The sequence below is a fragment of the Streptomyces sp. bgisy027 genome (assembly GCF_057710365.1).
In genome coordinates this window covers 67,391-89,347 of record NZ_JBYIVZ010000022.1, presented here as the reverse complement: position 1 = coordinate 89,347, position 21,957 = coordinate 67,391, and the positions used below count along the sequence as shown (strand labels likewise).

Genomic DNA, 21,957 nt, shown 5'->3' with positions numbered 1-21,957 from the left:
TCTCCGAGCCCCCGAACGCACCCTTACGATGGGACGCATGACTGCTTCGTCTGGCCGCCGTGTCCTGCTCGCCGCCCCCCGTGGCTACTGCGCGGGTGTGGACCGCGCCGTGATCGCCGTCGAGAAAGCCCTGGAGCAGTACGGCGCTCCGGTGTACGTCCGGCACGAGATCGTCCACAACAAGTACGTCGTGCAGACCCTGGAGAAGAAGGGCGCCATCTTCGTCGAACGCACGGAGGAGGTGCCGCCGGGCAACATCGTGATGTTCTCGGCGCACGGCGTGGCCCCCGTCGTCCACGAGGAGGCCGCGCGCGGCAAGCTGGCCACCATCGACGCGACCTGCCCGCTCGTCACCAAGGTCCACAAGGAAGCCGTCCGCTTCGCCAACGAGGACTACGACATCCTGCTGATCGGGCACGAGGGCCACGAGGAGGTCATCGGCACGTCCGGTGAGGCCCCCGACCACATCACGCTCGTCGACGGGCCGGAGGACGTCGCCAAGGTCGAGGTCCGCGACGAGTCGAAGGTCGTCTGGCTCTCCCAGACCACCCTCTCCGTCGACGAGACCATGGAGACCGTCGACGCGCTGAAGGAGAAGTTCCCGCAGCTCATCTCCCCGCCCAGCGACGACATCTGCTACGCCACACAGAACCGTCAGCTCGCGGTGAAGCAGATGGGCGCCGAGGCCGAGCTGGTCATCGTGGTCGGCTCGCGCAACTCCTCCAACTCCAAGCGGCTGGTCGAGGTCGCCAAGCTCGCCGGCTCCCGCGATGCCTACCTCGTGGACTTCGCCGCCGAGATCGACGAGGCCTGGCTGGAGGGTGTGACCACGGTCGGCGTCACCTCCGGCGCCTCCGTCCCCGAGGTCCTCGTCGAGGAGGTCCTGGAGTGGCTGTCCCAGCGCGGTTACGGCGATGTCGAGCTCGTGAAGGCCGCCGAGGAGTCGATCACCTTCTCGCTGCCCAAGGAACTGCGCCGTGACCTGCGGGAAGAGGCGGCGGCGCTGATCGCCGGGCGCACCGGGGCGAGCGACTCCGGGCAGTGACCGTCAGTCGTCCGTCGTAACGTGGGGCCATGCAGATCTTCGGCTTGGACATCGGTGGATCCGGGATCAAGGGCGCCCCGGTGGATCTGGACAGGGGCAACCTGGCCCAGGAGCGCTTCAAGGTGCTCACTCCGCAACCGGCCACACCCGACGGGGTCGCCGACGGCGTGAAGCAGGTCGTCGAGCACTTCGGCTGGACGGGCCCGGTCGGGCTCACCTTCCCCGGTGTGGTCACCGACGGCGCCACGATCCGTACGGCGGCCAACGTCGACAAGAGCTGGATCGACACGGACGCGCGCACGCTGTTCAGCGACAAGCTGGGCGGCCACCCGGTGACGGTGGTCAACGACGCGGACGCGGCCGGCGTCGCCGAGATGCACTTCGGCGCGGGCCGCGGCCGCAAGGGCACCGTGTTCCTCCTCACCTTCGGCACGGGCATCGGCAGCGCCCTGTTCGTCGACGGCCGGCTCGTCCCCAACACCGAGCTGGGCCACCTCGAACTCCACGGCCACGACGCCGAGAAGCGCGCCTCCAGCAAGGCCAAGGAGGACGAGGACCTGTCCTGGGAGCACTGGGCGCACCGCGTGCGCACGTACCTCGCCCACGTCGAGATGCTGTTCTCGCCCGAGCTGTTCATCATCGGCGGCGGGGTGAGCCGCAAGGCCCACAAGTTCCTGCACTACATCGAGGACATCAAGGCGGAGATCGTGCCCGCCCAGCTCCAGAACAACGCCGGGATCGTCGGCGCCGCGATGCACGCGGCGGAGCAGGACCGCTAGGGCCTGCTGCGGAAGTGGCGCCTGCCGCGCGACGCCCGGCACGCCCTCTCGCCCGCACCGCCCGAAAGGCCGAGTACGCCCGGTACGAGGGCTTCCGGGCGGCACGCCGAGAGGACGCAGCGAACGCCGCGCGGCCGCCCTCCGGGCGACGACGCCACTTTCGCACCAGGCCCTGACCGCCGCAGGTGGGTGCCGGCGGCGGTCGGCGGCTGCGGGTGGGTGTCGGCGGCAGCGGGCGGCAGCCGGCGGCTGCGGGTGAGTGCCGCGGGTCAGTACACCTGGCCGCCGCTCGCACCGGCCCGGCGGCGTGCCGCCACCCGCCGGGCGACCAGGCGCACCCTGCGCACGAGCACCACGAGACCGGCGATCAGCGTCCCGCCGTACAGCCACCCGGCCTCCGTGGCGAGGGCGCTCACCAGCCCCATCAGATGGCCGCTGAACCCGCCGCCGCCCTCGCCCAGCGGAAGCAGCCCCACCGCGAAGGCGATCGGCACGGCCACCGGCGCGGTCGGCAGGTCGCCCTCGCGCACCCAGACGGCCGTGAGCACGCACACTGGCAGGAACAGCACGCTGTACAGCGTCAGCGACCCGAACAGCAGCGAGTCGAGACAGCCGAGCACCAGCATCACGGCCGCGCAGAACAGACCGCTGCCGAGTCCGGTGAGCCGGGAGTCGGGAAACCTGCGGACGGGCTGCGGCGCCGGAGCCGGCCCGGGACGCCGTACCGCCGCGGCGCCCTGCTCCGAACGCGGCCCGCGCTGGGGACCGGGCCGGGTCGAGCGGGCGGGCCTGGGTGAGGCGGCGTCCCGGGCGGCCCGGGCCTTCGCGAGCCGGGCGGCTCTGGCGGCCTTGGCGGCGGCTCGGGCGGCGGCTCCGGGGTCGTCGGCCGCGGCGGCTCGGCCGGCGGCGGTGCCCCGGGTGGGCCGGCCGTCGGCCCGTCCCGAGCCGCCCTCGCTGCCGCTGGTCCTGCCCCTGTCGCCGTCCCCGGCGTTCTTGATGCCGCCCTCCCTCAGGTACCGGCCCTCGCCGCGCCTCGTACGACTCTCGCCCCGCTCCACACTGTCCCCGTCCGGCGGTTGCCCGCCATCGCCCGGCGCGAACCGGCGCCGCCCTCGCGCCAACCGGCCCTCACCCCACGCGACCCCGCTGCCGCTCCACGGCGGGCAGGTCGCGTCCTGTCTTGCTGCTCTTCTGCACCAACCTAGGTCGGTTCATGTGGCCGATCGGCCATCGGACACGCCCGGGGGCGGACCTTGGCCAGGTGTTCGACGGGGCGCCGGGGCCGGGCCCGGCACGCCGTAGACTGGTGGATCGGCCCGTGCATCTGCGTCATCTGCATCGAAGATCGAAGAAGGACCGGGCCCCAGCCAGCCCCAGAAGTCCTCTCACGTACGGGAAGTCGCAACGTGTCGCTCACGATCGGAATCGTCGGTCTGCCGAATGTCGGCAAGTCGACCCTGTTCAACGCCCTGACCAAGAACGACGTGCTGGCGGCCAACTACCCGTTCGCCACGATCGAGCCCAACGTCGGCGTGGTCGGCGTCCCCGACGAGCGCCTCACCAAACTGGCCGAGATCTTCTCCTCCCAGCGCGTCCTCCCGGCGACCGTGGACTTCGTCGACATCGCGGGCATCGTGCGCGGCGCCTCCGAGGGCGAGGGCCTGGGCAACAAGTTCCTCGCGAACATCCGTGAGTCCGACGCGATCTGCCAGGTCATCCGTGCCTTCAAGGACGAGAACGTCGTGCACGTCGACGGCAAGGTCTCGCCCAAGGACGACATCGAGACGATCAACACCGAGCTGATCCTCGCCGACCTCCAGACCATCGAGAAGGTCCTGCCCCGCCTCCAGAAGGAGTCGCGGATCAAGAAGGACATCGCGCCGAAGGTGAAGGCCGTCGAGGAGGCCAAGGAGATCCTGGAGAAGGGCGACACGCTGTTCTCGGCGGGCATCGTCCAGGGCTCCGGCAACGAGGAGCTCCTGCACGACCTGCACCTGCTGACGACGAAGCCGTTCCTCTACGTCTTCAACGTCGACGAGGACGAGCTGGTCGACGACGACTTCAAGGACGAGCAGCGCGCGCTGGTGGCCCCCGCCGAGGCGATCTTCCTGAACGCCAAGCTGGAGGCCGACCTCGCGGAGCTCGACGAGGCGGACGCGATGGAGCTGCTGGAGTCGGTCGGCGCCGAGGAGCCCGGCCTCGCCACCCTCGCCCGCGTCGGCTTCAACACTCTCGGCCTCCAGACCTACCTCACGGCCGGCCCCAAGGAATCCCGCGCCTGGACGATCAAGAAGGGCGCCACCGCCCCCGAGGCGGCCGGTGTCATCCACACCGACTTCCAGAAGGGCTTCATCAAGGCCGAGGTCATCTCCTTCGCCGACCTGGTGGAAACCGGCTCGGTGGCCGAGGCCCGCGCGAAGGGGAAGGCGCGGATGGAGGGCAAGGAGTATGTGATGCAGGACGGGGACGTGGTGGAGTTCCGCTTCAATGTATAGGCCACGCATTACCGTGCGTCTGGCGCATTAGCGAACCGTCAGGTCAAACGGGGTCGACCCAGATTCGGGTCGACCCCCGTTTGCGTGCCCGTGGCTGGATTTTGGCTGGATGATCTGACGCTTCGTCACCTGTCGTCATCCGTCGTTCTCCACACGCTGGCTGGATCGCGGCTGGATGTACTGAACGGCGAGTCAGTTCGGAGGGGTGGCGCGTATACCCGCGTGGGACGAGCGTTTCGGGTAATCGCGCCCTGGGGGCCTGGATGGGACGAACGGCCGTGTCGTCGCCCGCACGGGCTGGTTGGCCGGACGTCGCAGCGGTCCCGCGGACGCGCCTGGCCGCAGGTTCGAGTCCTGGGCGGGAGCCGCAAAACATGGGAAGCCGGATCGACGCCGGGCAGATGTGGGTCGTTGGTGGTGACGGCGACCGTTGCGCTCTGAGTGCGAAGCGTGCTCGGCCCGCGCTTGGTACGGGTTGGCCACCTCCCGCGGATCCACTACAACCGCCGGTGGCGCCGAGCATGGCGTCGATGGCGTACTTGTGGCCGTGCAGACCGGCCTCGGCGAGGAGCGCAGCGGCGTGTCTGGCGATCGGCTCGACGACCAGTTGGGACAGCGTCCACGCCAGGGCCGGGCGGTTGATCCGAGGGTGGACGTCTTCCACCAGGGTGGCCGCGGAGATGATCACCCGGAGTGCGTCGGCGCGGGCTGGGGCAAGCCATTCGGTGGCGGTGCGGTCGGGCGGCACGGCCTTGGCCAGTCCCTCGCAGTCCAGGACGAGGGTGCCGCCGGGCACGGCGGGGGAGCGATCACGCGGCGTTCGCCCCGCCCTGCGTCCGCTGGGTCTGTTCGCGGCGGGCCTGGTGGAGCTGGTCTTGCAGGGCTCGGGTGGTCGGCTGCGGGCCACCGACAGCGACGACTGAGCCTACTAATCCGCCGGGCTCGGAGTCGGCTCGGCGCGATGCCTCTTATTAGCGGTTTCGAGACCGACCGGCGCAATGTCGCATGCGGCGAGAAACTCGCAGAGCGGACCTGACGTCGGGAGTCCCGCCATGGCTGACGACGATGGAGGGGACGTGGATGTCCCGGTCGTTGCGCAGGGTCAGGCGGTGGCGGGCCCACATGCGTCGGTCATCGTTGTCCAGCGCCTCCTGTCCGAACCACCGCCGTCCTCGAACAGTAGCTCTGTAGGCGGCAAATTTTGCGAAACTGAGTCGGCAGTTTTGGTGAAACTGGTCCGCGAATCGTCTATGGATCGGTGGCAGATTTGGTGTAATGGGGGGCTGCCACCCATCGGAAGCAAGGACCTGCCACAGTGAACCCAGCCGCGGCGCACCGCTTTCCCCGCCACCTGGAGACGGTCCTGAAGGAGCTGCTCCTGGACGAACCCGTCATCGTTCTCACCGGGGCGCGCACGGTCGGCAAGAGCACTCTCCTCGCCGCCTGTGCCGCGGGCCACGGAGTCGACGTCGTGGATCTGGATGAGGTCGACACCCGGCATGCGGTGGCAACGGACCCTGGACTCTTCGTCAGCGCCGACCGCCCCACACCGGTGTGCATCGACGAGTTCCAGTACGTGCCGCCCCTGCTGGACTCGATCAAGGCTGAGCTCAACCGGGACCTGCGCCCCGGGCGCTACCTGCTGACGGGCTCCACCCGCTACGACACCCTGCCGCTCACCAGCCAGTCCCTCACCGGCCGGGCGCACGTGACGACGATGTGGCCGCTCTCCCAGGGAGAGCTGCGGGAGCGCCGGGAGACCGCGCTCGATGTGCTGGTGAGCGATCCGGGTTCCCTGGTGACGGCGGAGTCCTCGCCCACCTCGCGCCAGGAGTACGAGGACATGGTCCTGGCCGGTGGATTCCCCCTCGCGCTGGCCCGAGTCCCCGGCCGGTCCCGGGACCGCTGGTTCCGTGACTTCGTCCATCTCGTCATCGAGCGGGACGTGCTGGAGATCCGCAAGGTCCGGCAGCGGCAGGTGCTTCCCCAGGTCCTGCGTCGGCTCGCCGGGCAGACCGGACAGGTGCTCAACATCAGCCATGTCGCCGATGCGGTCGGTCTGGAGGTGAGCGTGGTACGTGACTACATCGGGCTCCTCGAGGCCGTGTTCCTCGTCCACCGGCTGGAGGCGTTCGGGCGCTCGGTCACCAACCGTGCCACCCGGACCCCGAAAGTCCATGCCGTCGACACCGGACTTGCCGCCTTCCTGCTCGGTGTGACCGGGCAGAAGTTGCAGACCCGCACTCCGGCAGCCCTCACCCAGTTCGGTCACCTCGTGGAGACCTTCACGGTCAACGAACTGCTCAAACAGTCCGGCTGGTCACAGCAGGCCGTCTCCTTCTCGCACTACCGGACCAGGGATCAGCAGGAAGTCGACCTGGTCATGGAGACGGATGCAGGGACGGTCGCGGGGGTGGAGGTGAAAGCGGCCGCCACGGTCAAGGACAGCGACTTCGCGGGACTACGGGCTCTCAGGGAGCGGCTCGGCGACGACTTCGCGGGTGGAGTGGTGATCAACCTGGGGAAGCGGTCCTACACCTACGAGGACCGGCTGCACGTGCTGCCCCTCGACACGCTGTGGCGCTGACGGACGAATCCACCGGGCGGCAGGCCTCGCGGAATGCCATCCGCCCCACCCGAGTCCCCGAGGGATGGTTTCCGGCGGCTGGATCCTGGCTGGACCCGGGCCGCACGGCTGCTGTATCCGCAGGTCAAAACCCTGGCAACGACGTTCCGCTTCAACGTGTAGCGGCTGAAGTTTCACCACGACGCTGATCTGGCAAACGTGCAGCTCAGATAGGGTCCGGCTCTTCGGGGTCGGGCCCTTTGCCTCTCCCGTGCTGCCCGGAACCCGGCACAGGCCAGGTCGGTGCGGGAGTGGGTCAGGACGCCTGATCGAGTCCGGGCCGCAGTGTTCTGCCGGCCGCGTACATGGAGGGCTGCACGGCGGGCAGTTCGGTGAGTTCCCGCAACGCCTGCGCGCAGAAGTGCATGGCTCCGCCCTGTTCGCACAGCTCGGCCGCTCGCCGGTACACCGTGGCGGCGGTGGCCGTGTCGCCCAGCGCGCGGTAGATCCTCGCCGTCCACAGCATGCTCACGCCGTACTCGTGCGTGGCGGGCCAGGGGCCGGTAGCCACCGCGGCGTCAGCCATCAGCCGGGCCCGGTCGTGCTGTCCTCGTCTGAGGGCCAGGTGCCCTTCGAGCACGGCCAGATGGGCCAGCATGCTCGTATGGCCGAGCACCTCGATCACCGGCCGTGCCCTGGCCAGCCGCTCGTCCACCTGCTCTTCGAGGCCCTGGTCGACGAGGAACTCGGCGATCGCCAGGTAGTACTGTGCCTCCGCCCAGGCGTTGATGTCGTGCTGCGGGTCGATCTGCTCCAAGGCACACTCGAACCAGGTCCGTGCCTGCGCGTAGTCGTTGGTCAGCAGGCCCAGCCGGGCCGACTCCCGATAGGCCGCGCTGCGCTGCCGCCAGGGGACCTCGTCGGAGATCCGCGCGACGAGCGCCTCGGCGACCTCGTGCCCCCAGCGCCGGTAGCCGCTCCAGGCACAGGCGTTCACCAGCACGGTGCCTGCGCGCACGGCTACGGAGGCTTCCCGCCGGGGCTCGGCGAGCGTCCATGCGAGCTGGGCGAACCGCAGGCCGTCAAGAAGGCCGCCGCCGCGCAGACTGAACTCGGCGAGGTGCCGGGCGACCTGTTCCCGCTTCTCGGCCGAGGAGCGGGTTGCCGGGTCGTCGAGGAGCTGCCGCAACAGCAGCCGGCTCTCCTCGACACGGCCGTTCCTGCCGTGGACGCGGGCCAGTGACCAGCGCACTTCCCAGAGCACGTCGTGGCGCGGGTCGTCTCCGTATGTGCTCAGGATCGCGGTGAGCTGCTCGGCGGCGGTGTCCGAGGCGCCTTCCTCTTCCTCCTTGCGCGCTTTGAACAGCAGATCCACGAGGTCGTACCGACGGGCAGCGTGTCTGGTCCCGGAGCCGGCGGCCTCACCAGCGGCCCCGTCCTCCGGGGAACCCGCGCCTTCCGCCCCGAGAGACCGGGCAGTCACCCCGAGTTTCTCCGCGAGTACGGCGACGACCTCCGGGCTGGGCTCGCGTTTGCCGCTCTCGAGCAGCGAGACGTAGCTCGCGGAGAGCCCCGGCGCGGCGAGTTCGGCCTGGGACATGCCAGCCCGGAGCCGGAGTTCTCGCATTCTTCTTCCGAACGCGGGCTGCGTGGGCAATACGGGCTCCTCACTGGGACGGACGGCTCTGCACGGACGGCGGCATCGCGCCGGGGTCCATGATGGCTCCCGTCCGCGGGTGTCTCCCGACCGGCCTCCGACAGTCAAGTATTGACTCGATGTCAGTCATGGAGTCATGGCAGTTGTCACAAAGCATGACTATGATCGCTGTGTGAGGTGCTGGACGTCGGCCTTGCGTCCGGGGATGTCCGGGGTGGGCCGGGGGTCGAGCCGTCCGCCTCAAGGGCGCCGGGACGCATCCGGTCGCCGGTCGTTCCGTCCGGGGGAGCAGGTGCGTGAGTCGCGGTCGGTGAGTCGACCGGCGTGTCGCGTGGGAATTGTGAATCTTTCGTGTGCTTTCATGGGTGACTCCCAACTCCCTTGCAAACAAGTGGAGTTGAAAGAGGGGCTGCTGTCTCGGTGCCGTCGCGAGCGTCCTCCGAACGGTCCGGGACAGAGGGGGGACCGGCATGGTTCGAGGGAGAGTCGCGGTGCATGGCATACAGGTGAGGCTGTTCGGCGAGGCGGAGCTCCGGCGAAGCGGCCGACCCCTGACGGCCCCGCCGGGCAAGGCCCTTGAGCTTCTCGGCTACTTACTGATTCACCGGGACCGCATTCATACCCGTGAAGTGATCTCCGAGCTGTTGTGGCCGGACATCGAACCCGGCGCCGCCCGAAAGTACCTGCGCCAGACCCTGTGGCGCCTCAACACGACCCTGCAGGACCAGCCGAACGAGCCCGGCGAGGCGGCAGAGCCAGGAGCGGTGGGGGAAACGGCACGCGAACTCGTCGTCGTCGATCCCCACGTCGTCCGGATCAACCCGGCCGCGTCCTGCTGGCTGGACGTGGACGCATTCGAGGAGAGTTACGCGAAGGTCCGTGACACCTCCGGCCACGCCCTCTCCGACGATCAGGCGCGCATGGTCGAGTACGCGCTCGGCCTCTACCGCGGGGACCTGCTCGCCACCTGGTACCACGACTGGTGCGACCACGAGCGGGACCGCCTGAGACACGCCTATCTGGCGATGCTGGACCAGTTGATGGGTTACTGCGAGGCCCGCGGACTCTATGCGAAGGGAGTCGGCTTCGGGCAGGCCGTACTGCGCCATGACGCGGCCCGGGAGCACACCCACCGGCAGTTGATGCGGCTGCACTACGCGTCCGGCGACCGTACCGCCGCGCTTCGCCAGTACGAGCGGTGCACATCGGTGGTGAACCATGAGTTCGGGGTGGGGCCCTCGGCGGACACCACCAGCCTCTACGAGTACATCCGGGCCGACCGGGCCGAGGACATCCTGCCGGGTGGCGGCCGGGTGGCGGCGGCCGCACGGCCGACGTACGAGGTGCTAGGCGCGGCCGGACCCGACGACTTCCCGACGCGGCGGGACCGGCCGCCCGCGCCCGCCGGCGCGATTCCGATCCCGATCCAGCGGTCCTCTTCGCACCATGAGGCTGCGCCGGTCGACGCGGCCCGCTTACAGTCGACCGATCCGCCCGGCTCCGGCGGTCGGACCATCAGCGGCCTGCCGGTCCAGGAGCGAAGTCCGGCCGGCCACCACGGGGACGAGGTACGGGACAGCATGAGCGGTTCGGGCTACGCCGACTCGACGCAACACCTGCTGGCGGAGCTCGACCGGCTCGACGTACTGCTGGGCAGGCAGGTCGCGAGGGACCGGCGCTCCCACCGCGAGCCCGCCGACGAACTCTCCGTGCTGTACGTCACGGACGCCGAGGTGGACGCGCTGCTGGCCGGCACGCCCGACGACACCTCCCCCGTGGAGGGCGACCCGGACGCCGAAGCGGAGCTGGACAGGCTGTCGGCGGAGATCGCCGAGCGCGTTGCGCTGAGTGTGCGGGACGGCGTGGGCCTGCGGCTGGTGGCCCTGGCCGGGTTGTTCGATCTGCAACCGGTGGACATCGACATCGCCGTGATGTGCCTCGCTGCGGAGATGGACCGCCGTTACGAGCGGTTGTACGGCTATCTGCACGACGACCTGACCCAGCGGCTGCCGACGGTCGGCCTCGCCCTCGACATCCTGTGCTCCGACCCCGCGACGCGGGCCGTCGCACGGACCCGGTTCGCACCGTCGGCGCCGCTGGTCCGGCACCGTCTGATCACGCTCACGGAGGAGTCCGCGACGCCGACGCACTCCCTGCTGGGCAACAGCGTCCGGCTGGACCCGCGCGTCGCCGGATTCCTGCTGGAGGACGACGAGCCGGCCGACGAGCTGCGGCCGTACGCGCGGCTCGTCGCACCGGCGGGCACACTCGACGACCTGCATTTCCCGGAGGAGTTCGGCGCGTCACTGGCCCGGCTGAGCGAGCACGCAGACGCCCGTCTGGTGGTCTACTGCCAGGGCTCTTACGGTGTCGGCAGACAGAGCGCCGCGGCCGCCTGCGCCCGTCGCTGGAACACGCCGCTGCTGGTGGTGTCAGCGGACCTGCTCGCGGAACGCCCGATGGAGGAGTTCACGGCCCTGGTCGCTCTCGTGGACCGGGAAGCCAGGCTGCAGGGCGCGATCACGTACTGGGAGAACGCCGACGCCGTCCTCGGCGAACAGGCGCGCCCCCGGCTGTCGTCACTGCTGTCCACGCTGGCGGCCCAGCCTGCCCCGGCGTTCCTGGCCGGGGACACCGCGTGGGAACCGTCCGATCCGCCGCCGGGAATGACGTTCGTACGACTGGAGTTCCCCGCTCCCGGCCATGCCGAGCGGCTGCGGCTCTGGGAGTCCGCGCTCGACGGGCCGGACGGGGCGATGCTGGATCTGGCGGCCGTCTCCGGGAAGTTCCGGCTGAGCGGCGGCCAGATCCGGGACGCCGCGGCGACCGCCCGCAACCTGGCGCACGCCCGAGCGCCCGATGCGCCCCGGATGACCCAGGACGACCTGTACGCGGCGTGCCGTCTGCAGTCCAACCGCAAGCTGGCCGAACTGGCCCAGCGGATCACGCCCCACTACACCTGGGACGACATCGTGCTGCCCGCCGACCGGATGGAGCAGTTACGGGAGATCGCCGACCAGGTGCGCTACCGGGCCCTGGTCTACGAGTCATGGGGGTTCGAGCGGAAACTGGCCAACGGGCGTGGCATGGCGGCGCTGTTCGCCGGACCTTCGGGCACCGGCAAGACCATGGCGGCCGACGTCCTCGCCCACGAACTCGGCCTGGACCTCTACAGGATCGACCTGTCGACCGTGGTGAGCAAGTACATCGGCGAGACGGAGAAGAACCTCTCCCGCATCTTCGCCGAGGCCGCCACCAGCAACGCCGTGCTCTTCTTCGACGAGGCCGACGCCATGTTCGGCAAGCGCTCGCAGGTCCGCGACGCCCACGACAAGTACGCCAACCTGGAGACCAGCTATCTGCTGCAGCGGATGGAGCAGCACGAGGGGGTGGTCGTGCTGGCCACCAACCTGCGCAAGAACCTCGACGACGCGTTCATCCGCCGCCTGCACGTCACCATCGACTTCCCCGTCCCCGGCGTCGAGGAACGACGCCGCATCTGGGAGCAGGTCTGGCCCAAGGAGGCTCCCCTGGACGCCGGTCTCGACCTGGACCTGCTCGCCCGGCAGGTCGATCTGCCCGGGGGCAACATCCGCAACATAGCTCTGGCGGGGGCCTTCCTCGCCGCCGCGGACGGCGGGGTGGTGACGATGGGGCATCTGCTCCGGGCCACCCGGCGCGAGTACCAGAAGATGGGCAAGATCCTGTCCACGGGAGAGTTCGGTACCGGCACGACCAGCGGAAAGGATGCTTCACATGCGTTCCCCTCAGAGTGAGGTCACGCCGGCGCCGAAGGCACCGGCCACCCCTGCCGCCGAAGGCCCCGCGTCGCGGGGGCGCGGGTCTGTGCACCCCCGCGACGGGCTGCTGCAACTGCAACGCCGGTACGGCAACCGCCACGTGGGGGGCATCATCCAGCAGAAGCGGAACACCGGCCCGGTCGACGATCCGCTGGAGCGCGAGGCCGACCGGATCGCGCTACCGGCGACGGCGTCGTCGGCAGGGCGTGCACTCGAAGAGCGGACGGAGCGGGTGTCCGGGGCGGAGCGGCTGCGCGCGGCTGCCGGTGCCGGTCGGCACGCAGCCGTGCTCGGGGCCGGGGCGGCCACGGCGGGCGCCGACGTGTTCGTACGGAGAAGCGAGTCTCGCCCCGGTGTCGCTCCGGGGGACGTGCGGCCGGGGCACGAGTCGTCCCCCACCGTCCGGCCGGGCGTCGCAGAAGTGCCGTCCGCGACGCCCGTGTCCGCCACGACCACGCCGACCGTGCAGCGAAGCAGCGCACGTGAGGAAGGCCGCCGCCAAGACGCGCGCGGCGGTCACGCACCGGAAGAACAGCGCCGCTCCCTGGTGCACAAGGTGCTCCGTACTCCAGGACGGCCCCTGGACGCCCCCCTGCGGACCGAGATGGAGGCGAGGTTCGGTGGGGCCGACTTCAGCGGTGTACGGGTTCACTCGGACTCCGTCGCCCAGCGGTCGGCACGCGAGATCCAGGCGAAGGCGTACACCTCGGGGCCCCATGTGGTGGACGGCGGCGGCATGTCCAAGGAGGACTGGGCGCACGAACTCACCCACTACCTGGACCAGCGGTCCGGTCCGGTCCCCGGCACGGACAACGGCGCCGGGCTGAGCATCTCCGACCCGTCCGATCGTGGCGAACGCCGTGCGGTGGAGAACGCCAGGCGGGTGATGAGCACGGCAGCGCCGGTGCGGGGGGCGCCTGCGGAGCACGCCGAGGCCGGCGTCGGCGCCAGGTCGACGGAGGGCGGATCGGCCCCTGTCCAGCGAGTGGTGGACCCGGATCTGGTCGAGGACGCCCGGCAGACGTACGGCATCAAGGGTGACATCAAGATCGTGCAGGTGCCGGACGGCATCCTCGCGGGCGTGCCCTTCGCAGACTACCCGGTGGGGTATTGCTTCGGCCTGTCGGCGGAGGACCTCAGGCTCAGCGTCGCAGACGTCACCGGTTACGAAGCGGAAGGTCTCGCCTCGGCGGCGGTCGACCTCGCGGGCGGCGGCGGCTACCAACTGGCCTACCGCCTTATCCTGGTGAACGACACCCCCAGCGGAGAGCACACCGTCGAGGCGACCGTCCGGCACGAGATGGGCCATGTCCTACAAGACGAGGTCGGGTTCAACATCGACCAGTCGGGTGGCCGGACGGCACTGGTCGAGTACCACAACGTACTGGTGAACGAGAACCGCTTCATCAAGGCCGGTGACGAACCACGCTACGTTTACAACACCGAAGACGAAACGATGAACACCTCGGCTCGCGAGACTCTCGAGGTTGAGAAGAAAGCCGCCGGGATCAATGAAAGAAACCTTTGGAAGGTTCTCGAACAGTACCTGCGGGGCCACGATGACGAGCAGAAATCCCAGCAGCAGCTGTTCGACGCGATCGAAGAGGAGTTGACGAAATCGAAGTACGACAAGAAGTCCAGCATGAGTAAGTTCGCGGCTACCCAGCGCGAGAAAATCAAGAAACGGATCGCGAACCGCTACTTCAACTACGAGTTCAAGCAAGAGCCAGAGACGGGCAGCGCTGTGGAGTGACGCCGTGTCGAGGGCTCCGGCGACCGGTGGGATCGGTCCTGTGACCTCCGGCCGATCCGCTGCGGCCCCTTCGAGGATCGCGTTTCGTCGGTTGTGAAGTTGGCGGGTGCCGGCCATGTCGCACCACTCGTCCGGGTCACCGCCCGGTGACGGGGCTGCCGCGTGCCCGCCGACCGTTGAGACGCCCAGGAGGAAGCGAAGCGGAGTCCTACCGCGCGGGCACGCCCCTCGGTGACCTGGCCGCCCCCGCATCCCCGGACCACGGACCCGATCCATGCGCGCCGGACGCGAAGCGAAGGCGGTCGACCAGAACGCCCAACACCGTTCGGGGCGCTCGGCTGAGCATGAGTCCTGGCAACAGGACCCACTCCCGCCTGGTCTTTGGGAACGCTGGTGCGCCTGATGGAGTGTGTCATCCGTGGTGCTGTCGTTGACGGGGCGCGGCCCGGGGACTGGCCACCGGCGGTCAAGGCGACAGGGGCCCGACTGGAAGGTGAACTACGGGACCGATGTCGTGTGCGACCGGCAAATGCCCCAGAACAGCCGCGCGACACGGAGGGCTTCCGCCGGAGTCAGCACAACCAGGCGAGGAGCAGGGTCCGGCGAAGGGCGGCAGCCCCGTCTCGGCGGCCGGACCGCCAACGCCCTCCAACACGACGTCGAGGCGACGTGGCAGCGGCCACACCGGTAGTTGACCGCTGCCGGGTGCGGTTGGCGCGTCAGCAGGAACTGCCGGACGTCGCGATCACCACAGCCCGCGCGGTGCGTGCGCGACCGCCACCAGCCTTGGGCCTGCCCGCGGGCGGGACGGCTCCGCATCCCGGCGCGACACCGCCCTGGTCGCCTCCTGTTGGCACGGTGCACCGGTGTCCGACGCATCACCCGACAGATCTGAGTCGCCGGAACAGACGCCGCGGCAGACGCCCGGGGGACGCCCGCCGCGTACAACTCTGCTCAGCGTCGACCGGTGCCGAGGAGAGGTGAAACGATGTTCCAGGACTTGGACGCGACCCTCGCCGCCCTCGTCGAGGCCGAACTGCCGCTGCCCGGCATCACCGTCAGCTTCGCCACCCCGGACGACCAGTTCCCGCCCTCCGGGGTCACCCTGCCGGCGGTCGCCTTCTTCCTGTACGACGTGCGGGAGAACCACGAACTGCGCACCAACCAGTGGGACACCACGCGGCCGGAGTCCGGGATGGTCACCCGCAAGCGGGCACCGGCGCGGGTCCTGTGCTCCTATCTGATCAGCGCCTGGCCGAACGAGAGCGCGCCCAACCCGGCGCAGGACGAACACCGTCTGCTCGGCGCGGTGATGAAGGTGCTGCTGCGCCACCGGGAGATCCCCGTGAGTTACCTGCGGGGCGAGTTGGCCGAACAACTGGCTCCGCTGCCTGCCAGGATCACCGCCGAGAGCCAGTTGCAGGGCATCGGCGAGTTCTGGCAGGCCATGGGCGGACGGCCCAAAGCCATCCTGCACTACAGCGTCACGCTCAGCGTCGACGTCTTCCAGTCCACCGACGTCGGACCCGTGGTGACCGAGACGGTCCTCCGCGTCGGCCACGGCGTCGACCACGAGTCATGACGAGGGGGAGATCCCACACATGCCGCAGTATCTGGCGCCTGGCGTGTATGTCGAAGAGGTCCCCTCGGCGATCAGGCCGATCGCCGGGGTGGGAACCAGTACCGCGGGCTTCGTGGGCGTCGTGGCCGACACGGTCACGATGCCGCTGCTGCCCGGCCGGACCGGACTGAAGGACGACGGCACCACGGTCGAGTCCGCCGACTACGCCACGGTGGCCCCGGTCGGCCAGGCACAGCTCGTGGACGGCTGGGAGACCTTCAAGACCCTGTTCGGCGACATCCAGTCCGGCAACAGCACGCTCGCCCACGCGGTCTACGGCTTCTTCAACAACGGCGGCGGCCGCTGCTGGATCACCCGGGTCGCGCCCGACGCGGAGGGCGATGCCGGTACCGATCCCGACGCGGGCACGGATACCGGTACCGATCCGGACTCGGGTACGGACGCCGGTACCGATCCCGACGCAGAGGGCGATGCCGGTACCGATCCCGACGCGGGCACGGATACCGGTACCGATCCCGACGCGGGCACGGACGCCGGCACCGATCCCGACGCGGGTACGGATACCGGTACCAGCGCGGAGCCGTTGGACACGAGACTGATCGCCGCGCTGGGCACCTTCACCGCCATCGACGAGATCGCCCTGGTCGCGATCCCCGGCGCGGTGAGCGACGCCGTGCAGGGCGCGATCCTCGACCACTGCGAGAACCAGTACCTCCAGGACCGTTTCGCGATCCTCGACGGCCGGCAGACCACCGAGCTGACCAAGTCGAAGATCCAGGGCGACACCCGCGACAGCAGCTACGGGGCGATCTACTACCCATGGATCGACGTCGGCGTCAGGGACGCGGACGGCAGCCCGGTGTACCAGCCGCCGAGCGGCCACATCGCCGGGATCTACGCCCGCGTCGACACCGAACGGGGTGTGCACAAGGCACCGGCCAACGAGGTGATCCGCGGCGCGCTGGGACTTGAGACGCTGGTCAGCAAGCAGGGCCAAGCCGGACTCAACCCCGACGGCATCAACGTGATCCGCAAGTTCGACGGCAACATCACTGTCTGGGGAGCCCGCACGATGGCGGGTGCGACGCAGGCCGAATGGCGCTACATCAGCTCCCGCAGGTTGTTCAACTTCCTGCGCGAGTCGATCGACGAGGGCACCCAGTGGGTGGTCTTCGAGCCGAACGCGCCGGAGCTGTGGTCGAAGATCCGCCGTAACGTCGGCGCCTTCCTGACCACCGTGTGGTCCTCCGGCGCTCTCCTGGGCAACACCCCCGAGCAGGCCTTCTACGTACGCTGCGACGAGACCGTCAACCCGGCGGCCGTCCGGGACGCCGGCCAGCTGGTGGTCGAGATCGGGGTGGCCCTGGTGCGCCCGGCCGAGTTCGTGGTGTTCCGGATCAGCCAGTGGGCCGGCGGGGTCCAGTAGCGGCCTGCCGGACGAGACGATGACCCAGCAACCGACACCGGGCGTGTCCCGGCAGGACGTGTTCCCGCAGTCGGCCCCGAGCCTCCTGACCGGGGTGCCCGCCTTCCTCGGCCGGGCGGCCGGTGGACCGCACACGCCCCAGCGGCTGACGCTGTGGCCGCAGTTCGAGGCGGCCTACGGCAGTTCGGCGCCGGGCTTCCTGGCCGACGTGGTCCGCGGCTTCTTCGACAACGGCGGGCTGCTGTGCCACGTCGTACGGCTCGACGAGTCGAGGCCGACGCCCTCGGCGGCGCTGCAGACCGCACTGGACGAGCTGGACCGCCTCGACGGCGACGTCGATCTCGTCTGCGCCCCCGACATCGTCACGGACCCGCTGTGGCCGACCAACGGCCTGCTCGATCCGGTCGTCGACCAGCAGCAGATGCTGCTGCGGCACTGCCGGGAACGGGGCGACCGGTTCGCCCTGCTCGACGGCATACCCACGACGGACACGGCGAAAGTCATGGAGCAGAGCGGGAAGCTGACCGGGGCCGACGGTGCCTTCGGGGCGCTGTACTACCCATGGCTGCGGGCGCCCGGCGGGGACGGGCGGTTGCGCCCCCTGCCGCCGTCCGGGCATGTGGCGGGCATGTACTCGGCCGGCGACCAGCGTTTCGGTGTGCAGAGGGCGCCGGCCAACACGGAGGTCGAGGGCGTCGTCGATCTGCAGGTGCGCCTTGCCGCGGCCGACGTGGGGACGCTGTACGGGCAGGGGGTGAACTGTCTGCGGGCGCTGCCCGGCCGCGGTGTGCGGGTGTGGGGCGCGCGGACCCTCGCCCAGGACCCGGCCTGGCGGGATGTGAGCGCCCGGCGGCTGGTCGGCGCCATCGGCCGGTGGGTCGAGCGGTTCATGGCGGGTCTGGTCCACGAGCCCAACGACATACGGCTGTGGGTGCGGATCATGCGGGAACTCACCGCGTATCTCGACGATCTGTTCCAGCGCGGCGCGTTGAAGGGCCGGACACCGGCCGAGGCGTTCTTCGTCAAGTGCGACCACGAGACCAATCCCCCGGAGGCCGTCGAGGCCGGGGTGGTGGTGACCTGGATCGGTGTGGCCCCGACCGCGCCCGCCGAGTTCATCTCCGTTCGCGTCATCCACGGCGCGAGCGGTGTGACGGTCGACGCGGGGTAAGCGGTTTCGACGACTTTGACAGAGGTTCGACGGAAATCTGACAGAAGTCAGACAGAAGTCAGACAGGCAAGGAGGTGCGGTTGTGGACAGGGTCGATCCCTATTTCGGTTACAACTTCTCGGTGGAGCTCGACGGCATGACCCGGGCCGGTTTCCGGGAGTGCTCCGGGCTGGACAGCAGCCAGAACCCGGCCGAATACCGTGAGGGCACGGACGCCAACCTGGCCCCGCGGAAGATCCCCGGACTGAACAGCTACAGCGACATCACGCTCAGCCGCGGTGTGACGAACGACAGCAAGCTGTGGGAGTGGCGGCAGAGGGTGATGAAGGGCAACGTCGAGCGGCACAACGTGTCGGTCACGCTGCTCGACCAGCAGGGCAACCCCAAGGTGACCTGGAACCTGTTCGAGTGCTGGCCGAAGTCGTGGTCCGGCCCCAGCCTGAACGCCACCAGTGACGAGATCGCGGTCGAGCAGCTCACGCTCGCCTGCGAACGGATCGAGGTCGACCAGTGGAGCTAGCGGGCGGCGGCGTCACCGAGGCCCCCCGGGCCCGCCCGGCCGAGTTCCCGTTCACCCTGCCGCACGGCCTTGTCGCGCCGGACGGCACGGTGCACCGCGAGGGCTCCATGCGGATGGCCACCGCGCTGGACGAGATCGAGCCGATCAAGGATCCGCGGGTGCGGTCGAACCCGGGCTATCTGGTGATCATCCTGCTGACCCGGGTGATCACCAAGCTGGGCGATCTGGAGTTCATCAACACCCACACCGTGGAGAACCTGTACTCGGGCGACCTCGCCTATCTCCAGGACTTCTACCAGCGCATCAACGTGAGCGGGCATGCCCGGCTCCAGGTGGACTGCCCGCACTGCGACGGATCGTTCGAAGTGGAGCCCCCCGGCCTGGGGGGATGACGCGCTACTCCCTTGACCGGCTGCACGAGGAAGTAGCGTACGTGGCCTTTCACTTCCACTGGCCTTATCACGACATCATGCAGCTCGACCACCGGGAACGGCAGCGCTGGGTCGCCGAGATCGCCCGCATCAACGAACGTCTCAACGAACAGGGAGGAGCACGGCGATGACGTCGACCGGCATTCCGCTCGGACTGAGCTGGGCGACCGCCGCCGTGGGCAACTGGACCGGCCTGCGCCTGCCGGACCCCTTCCCGACCTTCAACTTCGCGGTGGAGATCGAGGGCCTGCTGGTCGGCGGCTTCACCGAGGTCAGCGGCCTGGAGAGCCGGATCGAGATGGAGTCCTACCGGGAGGGCGGGCTCAACGGCTTCGCCCACCAGCTGCCCGGCGGGGCCAGTCCGTCGAATCTGGTGCTGCGGCACGGACTGAGCGCCATCAGCACGCTCTGGAACTGGTACGACAACACCGCCCGCGGTGTCATCCAGCGCAAGAGCGGCACGATCGCCCTGCTCGACCGGCACCAGATCCCGGTGATGTGGTGGAACTTCCGCAACGCTCTGCCCGTGCGCTGGACCGGTCCGACCTTCAACGCCTCAGCCGACCAGGTCGGCTTCGAATCCCTGGAGCTGGTGCACGAGGGGCTGACCAAGCCGCTGCTGGGCCAGGCCCTCGCACTGGGGCACGGCGTCGCCGACATGGCCCGCTGACCGGGTACCGCTGACAGGAAGTCCGAGATGCACGACGACACGACCTTCGACTCGACGCTGGTCAACCGGCTGTCGCGGCGGGCACTGCGCCCCGGGGTGACCGACCCCGGCCAGGCGAGGGCCGCCCTGACCCGGCACGGTGACATGACGGCCGGGCTCCCGCTGGCCGAACTGGCCGCACGGTACGTCGACCCGCTGCCGCACGACGGTGCGACGGTGCCCATCGTGTACGCGCGGCCCGCACATGCGGGGCACGCGGGGCCGTCCCGGCCCCCCGCCACGGGAGCAGCCGCGGCCGTCCCCGGCTCGTCGGCGTCGACCGGGTCCATGCCGGTCGCCTCGGCGCGCCCGGTAACGGCGCCTGCGGACGGGCCGGCGCTGCCGGCTCACCCGGCAGCGCGGCCGGGGACGGATGCGGACACGGCGGGTTCCGCACGCGCTTCGGCCGGTCCGGGCACCGGCGGCTCGTCCGCGCGCGCCACGGTGTCCCCCTCTGTGACGGGGACGCCGATGATCCAGCGCAAGGTGGCCGCGCCGCAGGCGTCGCGCGGCCGGCGGGCGATGCGGGGCGGCCCTGTGCCACCCGCCCCGGCGGCCGACCGCGCGGGCCCCTCTGCGCCGTCGAAGCCGCTCGCTCAGGGGAACGGCCCGGTGATGGCGTATCTTCCGTCGTTCCCCGGGCGCCGCTCCGGCGCGCCGGTGGCGTTCCCCGCGGCGGCGCCGTCGGCTCTTGCCGGGGCGGACTTCGGGGCCACGGCTCAGGTCGCCCGGCCCGGCCCCGTCGGCGACCCGCACCCTGCCTCGCCCACCCTCGCTGCCGTTCCCACCGTCCTCGCCCACCCGGCACCGGCGTCGTACTCCGGGCCCATGTCGTACTCCGGGCCGGCCGAGGCGGTCGCCGGGCGACGGCCACAGGTACAACCGGTGCGGGCCCTGCCCTTGGCCACAGCCGGTACCGCCTCGCACGACCGGTCGTCCCCCGGCGTCGCGGCGGGGCGGCAGACGACCGGCGCGCCGCCGCAGCCCGTCGTCCCGGGGGCGGCACGCACCGCGCCGCCCGGCCACAACGTCCCCGGGGGCCCCGAGGACTCCGGGAACCCCGCACCTCGCGCCGACCGCGGCACGCCGCAGACACCCCGTCCGGAGGCCCCCCAGGTGGACGTCGCACACATCACGGACCAGGTGCACCAGCGCATCGTGCGCAGGCTGGCCGTCGAGGCCGAGCGCCGAGGAGTACGACGATGAACCGCAACAAGGCGGCCCTGGCGAGCACCCTGCTCGGTGTCGGCCCGGGCGGTGGCGGTCTGAAGAAGCTGACCATCTCCCACGACGGAACGGACTTCAAGGAAAACGGCCCGATCAAGGCGCTGTTCAACCCGCATGAGATCAGCCGGTCGCGGTCGGTCTCCTGGGAAGCGCCCGGGACGGCGGGCAACGGCAGCGAGTGGAGCTGGACGGGCCTGCAACAGGAGTTCTCGTCCATGGAACCCGCGACGCTCTCCGTCGAGCTGTTCTTCGACACCTACGAGTGGCGGCCGGGCGTGCCGGTCCCGCCCCGGGCCACCCCGTCGGCCCGGGCACAGGCCATCTCGTTCCTGACACCGCCCAACCCGTTCCAGACGGGGAACGCGAGCGACGTCACCGCGTTGACCAGCCGGGTGGCCAAGCTCGCCGAGGTCGACACCGAGCTGCACCGGCCGCCGCTGTGCACGCTCTCCTGGGGGGCGTTCTCCGAGATCTTCACCGGTGTCCTCACCCGGCTCGACGAGCGGTTCACGATGTTCCTGGACGACGGCACCCCGGTGCGGGCCACCGTCTCCTGCTCTTTCGTGGAGTCCCTCACCGACGCACAGCTGAAGGAACGGGAACTGCACTCCTCCGACGTGGACAAGACGTGGACGGTCCGGCGCGGCGACACCCTGCACAGCATCGCCTCCGCCGAGTACGGGAATCCGCGCCATTGGCGGCACATCGCCTCCGCCAACGGCATCGTCAACCCACGTGACCTGCGACCGGGCATGGTGCTGGCCATTCCCCGGGTGAGCTGAGCGGAGGACCGTGT

At 70.0% G+C, this 21,957-nt stretch carries 18 protein-coding genes and 2 pseudogenes; 17 read left to right on the top strand and 3 right to left on the bottom strand.

Going from position 1 to position 21,957, the window contains the following annotated elements; genetic code table 11:
- Positions 1-28 precede the first annotated feature (28 nt).
- Both AC3ETA_RS23390 and ppgK read left to right on the top strand, forming a co-directional pair.
- Positions 29-1,045 (top strand): 4-hydroxy-3-methylbut-2-enyl diphosphate reductase, encoded by a 1,017-nt coding sequence (locus AC3ETA_RS23390; protein WP_432194845.1) that lies wholly within the window; start codon positions 29-31, stop codon positions 1,043-1,045.
- Between the two features lie 29 nt (positions 1,046-1,074).
- Entirely contained in the window at positions 1,075-1,824 is a 750-nt protein-coding gene (ppgK, locus tag AC3ETA_RS23385) for a polyphosphate--glucose phosphotransferase (protein ID WP_432194844.1), read from the top strand.
- A gap of 269 nt (positions 1,825-2,093) precedes the next feature.
- On the opposite strand, the gene AC3ETA_RS23380 is transcribed toward ppgK, so the two are convergent.
- Complete coding sequence (locus AC3ETA_RS23380; protein WP_432194843.1) at positions 2,094-2,882, bottom strand: DUF6542 domain-containing protein; 789 nt, start codon at positions 2,880-2,882, stop codon at positions 2,094-2,096.
- A gap of 348 nt (positions 2,883-3,230) precedes the next feature.
- Between AC3ETA_RS23380 and ychF the strand changes: the two genes are divergently transcribed.
- Positions 3,231-4,319: a redox-regulated ATPase YchF gene (ychF, locus tag AC3ETA_RS23375; RefSeq protein ID WP_432194842.1), complete on the top strand. Its 1,089-nt coding sequence runs from the start codon at positions 3,231-3,233 to the stop codon at positions 4,317-4,319.
- A 508-nt stretch (positions 4,320-4,827) separates the two neighbouring features.
- Here the strand turns inward: ychF and AC3ETA_RS23370 are convergent.
- Positions 4,828-5,115 (bottom strand): annotated as a pseudogene (locus AC3ETA_RS23370) (DNA-binding protein); the annotation flags it as partial.
- Here AC3ETA_RS23370 and AC3ETA_RS23365 point away from each other — a divergent pair.
- Both AC3ETA_RS23365 and AC3ETA_RS23360 read left to right on the top strand, forming a co-directional pair.
- Positions 5,102-5,242: a hypothetical protein gene (locus AC3ETA_RS23365; protein WP_432194905.1), complete on the top strand. Its 141-nt coding sequence runs from the start codon at positions 5,102-5,104 to the stop codon at positions 5,240-5,242. The pseudogene AC3ETA_RS23370 and the gene AC3ETA_RS23365 sit on opposite strands and share 14 nt — an antisense overlap.
- A gap of 392 nt (positions 5,243-5,634) precedes the next feature.
- Positions 5,635-6,906 carry an ATP-binding protein gene (locus AC3ETA_RS23360; RefSeq protein ID WP_432194841.1) on the top strand — a complete coding sequence of 424 codons (1,272 nt, stop codon included), beginning with the start codon at positions 5,635-5,637 and terminating at the stop codon, positions 6,904-6,906.
- Between the two features lie 295 nt (positions 6,907-7,201).
- On the opposite strand, the gene AC3ETA_RS23355 is transcribed toward AC3ETA_RS23360, so the two are convergent.
- Positions 7,202-8,542 carry a helix-turn-helix domain-containing protein gene (locus tag AC3ETA_RS23355; RefSeq protein WP_432194840.1) on the bottom strand — a complete coding sequence of 447 codons (1,341 nt, stop codon included), beginning with the start codon at positions 8,540-8,542 and terminating at the stop codon, positions 7,202-7,204.
- Between the two features lie 629 nt (positions 8,543-9,171).
- On the opposite strand from AC3ETA_RS23355, the gene AC3ETA_RS23350 reads away from it, so the two are divergent.
- The 12 genes and pseudogenes from AC3ETA_RS23350 (at position 9,172) to AC3ETA_RS23295 (ending at position 21,943) form a co-directional block, all read left to right on the top strand.
- Positions 9,172-12,318, top strand: coding sequence for an AAA family ATPase (locus AC3ETA_RS23350; protein ID WP_432194839.1), 3,147 nt, complete (start codon positions 9,172-9,174; stop codon positions 12,316-12,318).
- A gap of 463 nt (positions 12,319-12,781) precedes the next feature.
- Positions 12,782-14,095, top strand: coding sequence for an eCIS core domain-containing protein (locus AC3ETA_RS23345; protein ID WP_432194838.1), 1,314 nt, complete (start codon positions 12,782-12,784; stop codon positions 14,093-14,095).
- Between the two features lie 241 nt (positions 14,096-14,336).
- Positions 14,337-14,498 (top strand): annotated as a pseudogene (locus AC3ETA_RS23340) (transposase); the annotation flags it as partial.
- A gap of 585 nt (positions 14,499-15,083) precedes the next feature.
- On the top strand, positions 15,084-15,677 hold the full coding sequence (locus AC3ETA_RS23335; protein WP_432194837.1) for a Pvc16 family protein: 594 nt from the start codon (positions 15,084-15,086) through the stop codon (positions 15,675-15,677).
- 19 nt (positions 15,678-15,696) lie between these two features.
- On the top strand, positions 15,697-17,103 hold the full coding sequence (locus AC3ETA_RS23330; RefSeq protein WP_432194836.1) for a phage tail sheath family protein: 1,407 nt from the start codon (positions 15,697-15,699) through the stop codon (positions 17,101-17,103).
- A 19-nt stretch (positions 17,104-17,122) separates the two neighbouring features.
- Complete coding sequence (locus tag AC3ETA_RS23325; protein ID WP_432194835.1) at positions 17,123-18,274, top strand: phage tail sheath family protein; 1,152 nt, start codon at positions 17,123-17,125, stop codon at positions 18,272-18,274.
- A gap of 82 nt (positions 18,275-18,356) precedes the next feature.
- Entirely contained in the window at positions 18,357-18,794 is a 438-nt protein-coding gene (locus AC3ETA_RS23320) for a phage tail protein (protein WP_432194834.1), read from the top strand.
- Positions 18,785-19,186 carry a hypothetical protein gene (locus tag AC3ETA_RS23315; protein ID WP_432194833.1) on the top strand — a complete coding sequence of 134 codons (402 nt, stop codon included), beginning with the start codon at positions 18,785-18,787 and terminating at the stop codon, positions 19,184-19,186. Before AC3ETA_RS23320 ends, AC3ETA_RS23315 begins: the two co-directional genes overlap by 10 nt.
- Complete coding sequence (locus AC3ETA_RS23310; protein ID WP_432194832.1) at positions 19,183-19,356, top strand: DUF6760 family protein; 174 nt, start codon at positions 19,183-19,185, stop codon at positions 19,354-19,356. Before AC3ETA_RS23315 ends, AC3ETA_RS23310 begins: the two co-directional genes overlap by 4 nt.
- Positions 19,353-19,895, top strand: coding sequence for a phage tail protein (locus AC3ETA_RS23305; protein WP_432194831.1), 543 nt, complete (start codon positions 19,353-19,355; stop codon positions 19,893-19,895). The genes AC3ETA_RS23310 and AC3ETA_RS23305 overlap by 4 nt, the downstream gene beginning before the upstream one ends.
- A 27-nt stretch (positions 19,896-19,922) precedes the next feature.
- Positions 19,923-21,140, top strand: a complete 1,218-nt coding sequence (locus tag AC3ETA_RS23300) for a hypothetical protein (RefSeq protein WP_432194830.1) — start codon at positions 19,923-19,925, stop codon at positions 21,138-21,140.
- A complete protein-coding gene (locus AC3ETA_RS23295; RefSeq protein ID WP_432194829.1) occupies positions 21,137-21,943 on the top strand; it encodes a CIS tube protein in 807 nt (268 codons plus the stop codon). The genes AC3ETA_RS23300 and AC3ETA_RS23295 overlap by 4 nt, the downstream gene beginning before the upstream one ends.
- The last annotated feature ends 14 nt before the right edge of the window (positions 21,944-21,957 follow it).

What these genes read in the sequence shown, in the direction of transcription:
- AC3ETA_RS23390 (WP_432194845.1), top strand. Translation starts at nt 29, where the DNA reads ATGGGACGCATGACTGCTTCGTCTGGCCGCCGTGTCCTGCTCGCCGCC.
- ppgK (WP_432194844.1), top strand. Translation starts at nt 1,075, where the DNA reads ATGCAGATCTTCGGCTTGGACATCGGTGGATCCGGGATCAAGGGCGCC.
- AC3ETA_RS23335 (WP_432194837.1), top strand. Translation starts at nt 15,084, where the DNA reads ATGTTCCAGGACTTGGACGCGACCCTCGCCGCCCTCGTCGAGGCCGAA.
- AC3ETA_RS23330 (WP_432194836.1), top strand. Translation starts at nt 15,697, where the DNA reads ATGCCGCAGTATCTGGCGCCTGGCGTGTATGTCGAAGAGGTCCCCTCG.
- AC3ETA_RS23325 (WP_432194835.1), top strand. Translation starts at nt 17,123, where the DNA reads ATGACCCAGCAACCGACACCGGGCGTGTCCCGGCAGGACGTGTTCCCG.
- AC3ETA_RS23310 (WP_432194832.1), top strand. Translation starts at nt 19,183, where the DNA reads ATGACGCGCTACTCCCTTGACCGGCTGCACGAGGAAGTAGCGTACGTG.
- AC3ETA_RS23305 (WP_432194831.1), top strand. Translation starts at nt 19,353, where the DNA reads ATGACGTCGACCGGCATTCCGCTCGGACTGAGCTGGGCGACCGCCGCC.
- AC3ETA_RS23300 (WP_432194830.1), top strand. Translation starts at nt 19,923, where the DNA reads ATGCACGACGACACGACCTTCGACTCGACGCTGGTCAACCGGCTGTCG.
- AC3ETA_RS23295 (WP_432194829.1), top strand. Translation starts at nt 21,137, where the DNA reads ATGAACCGCAACAAGGCGGCCCTGGCGAGCACCCTGCTCGGTGTCGGC.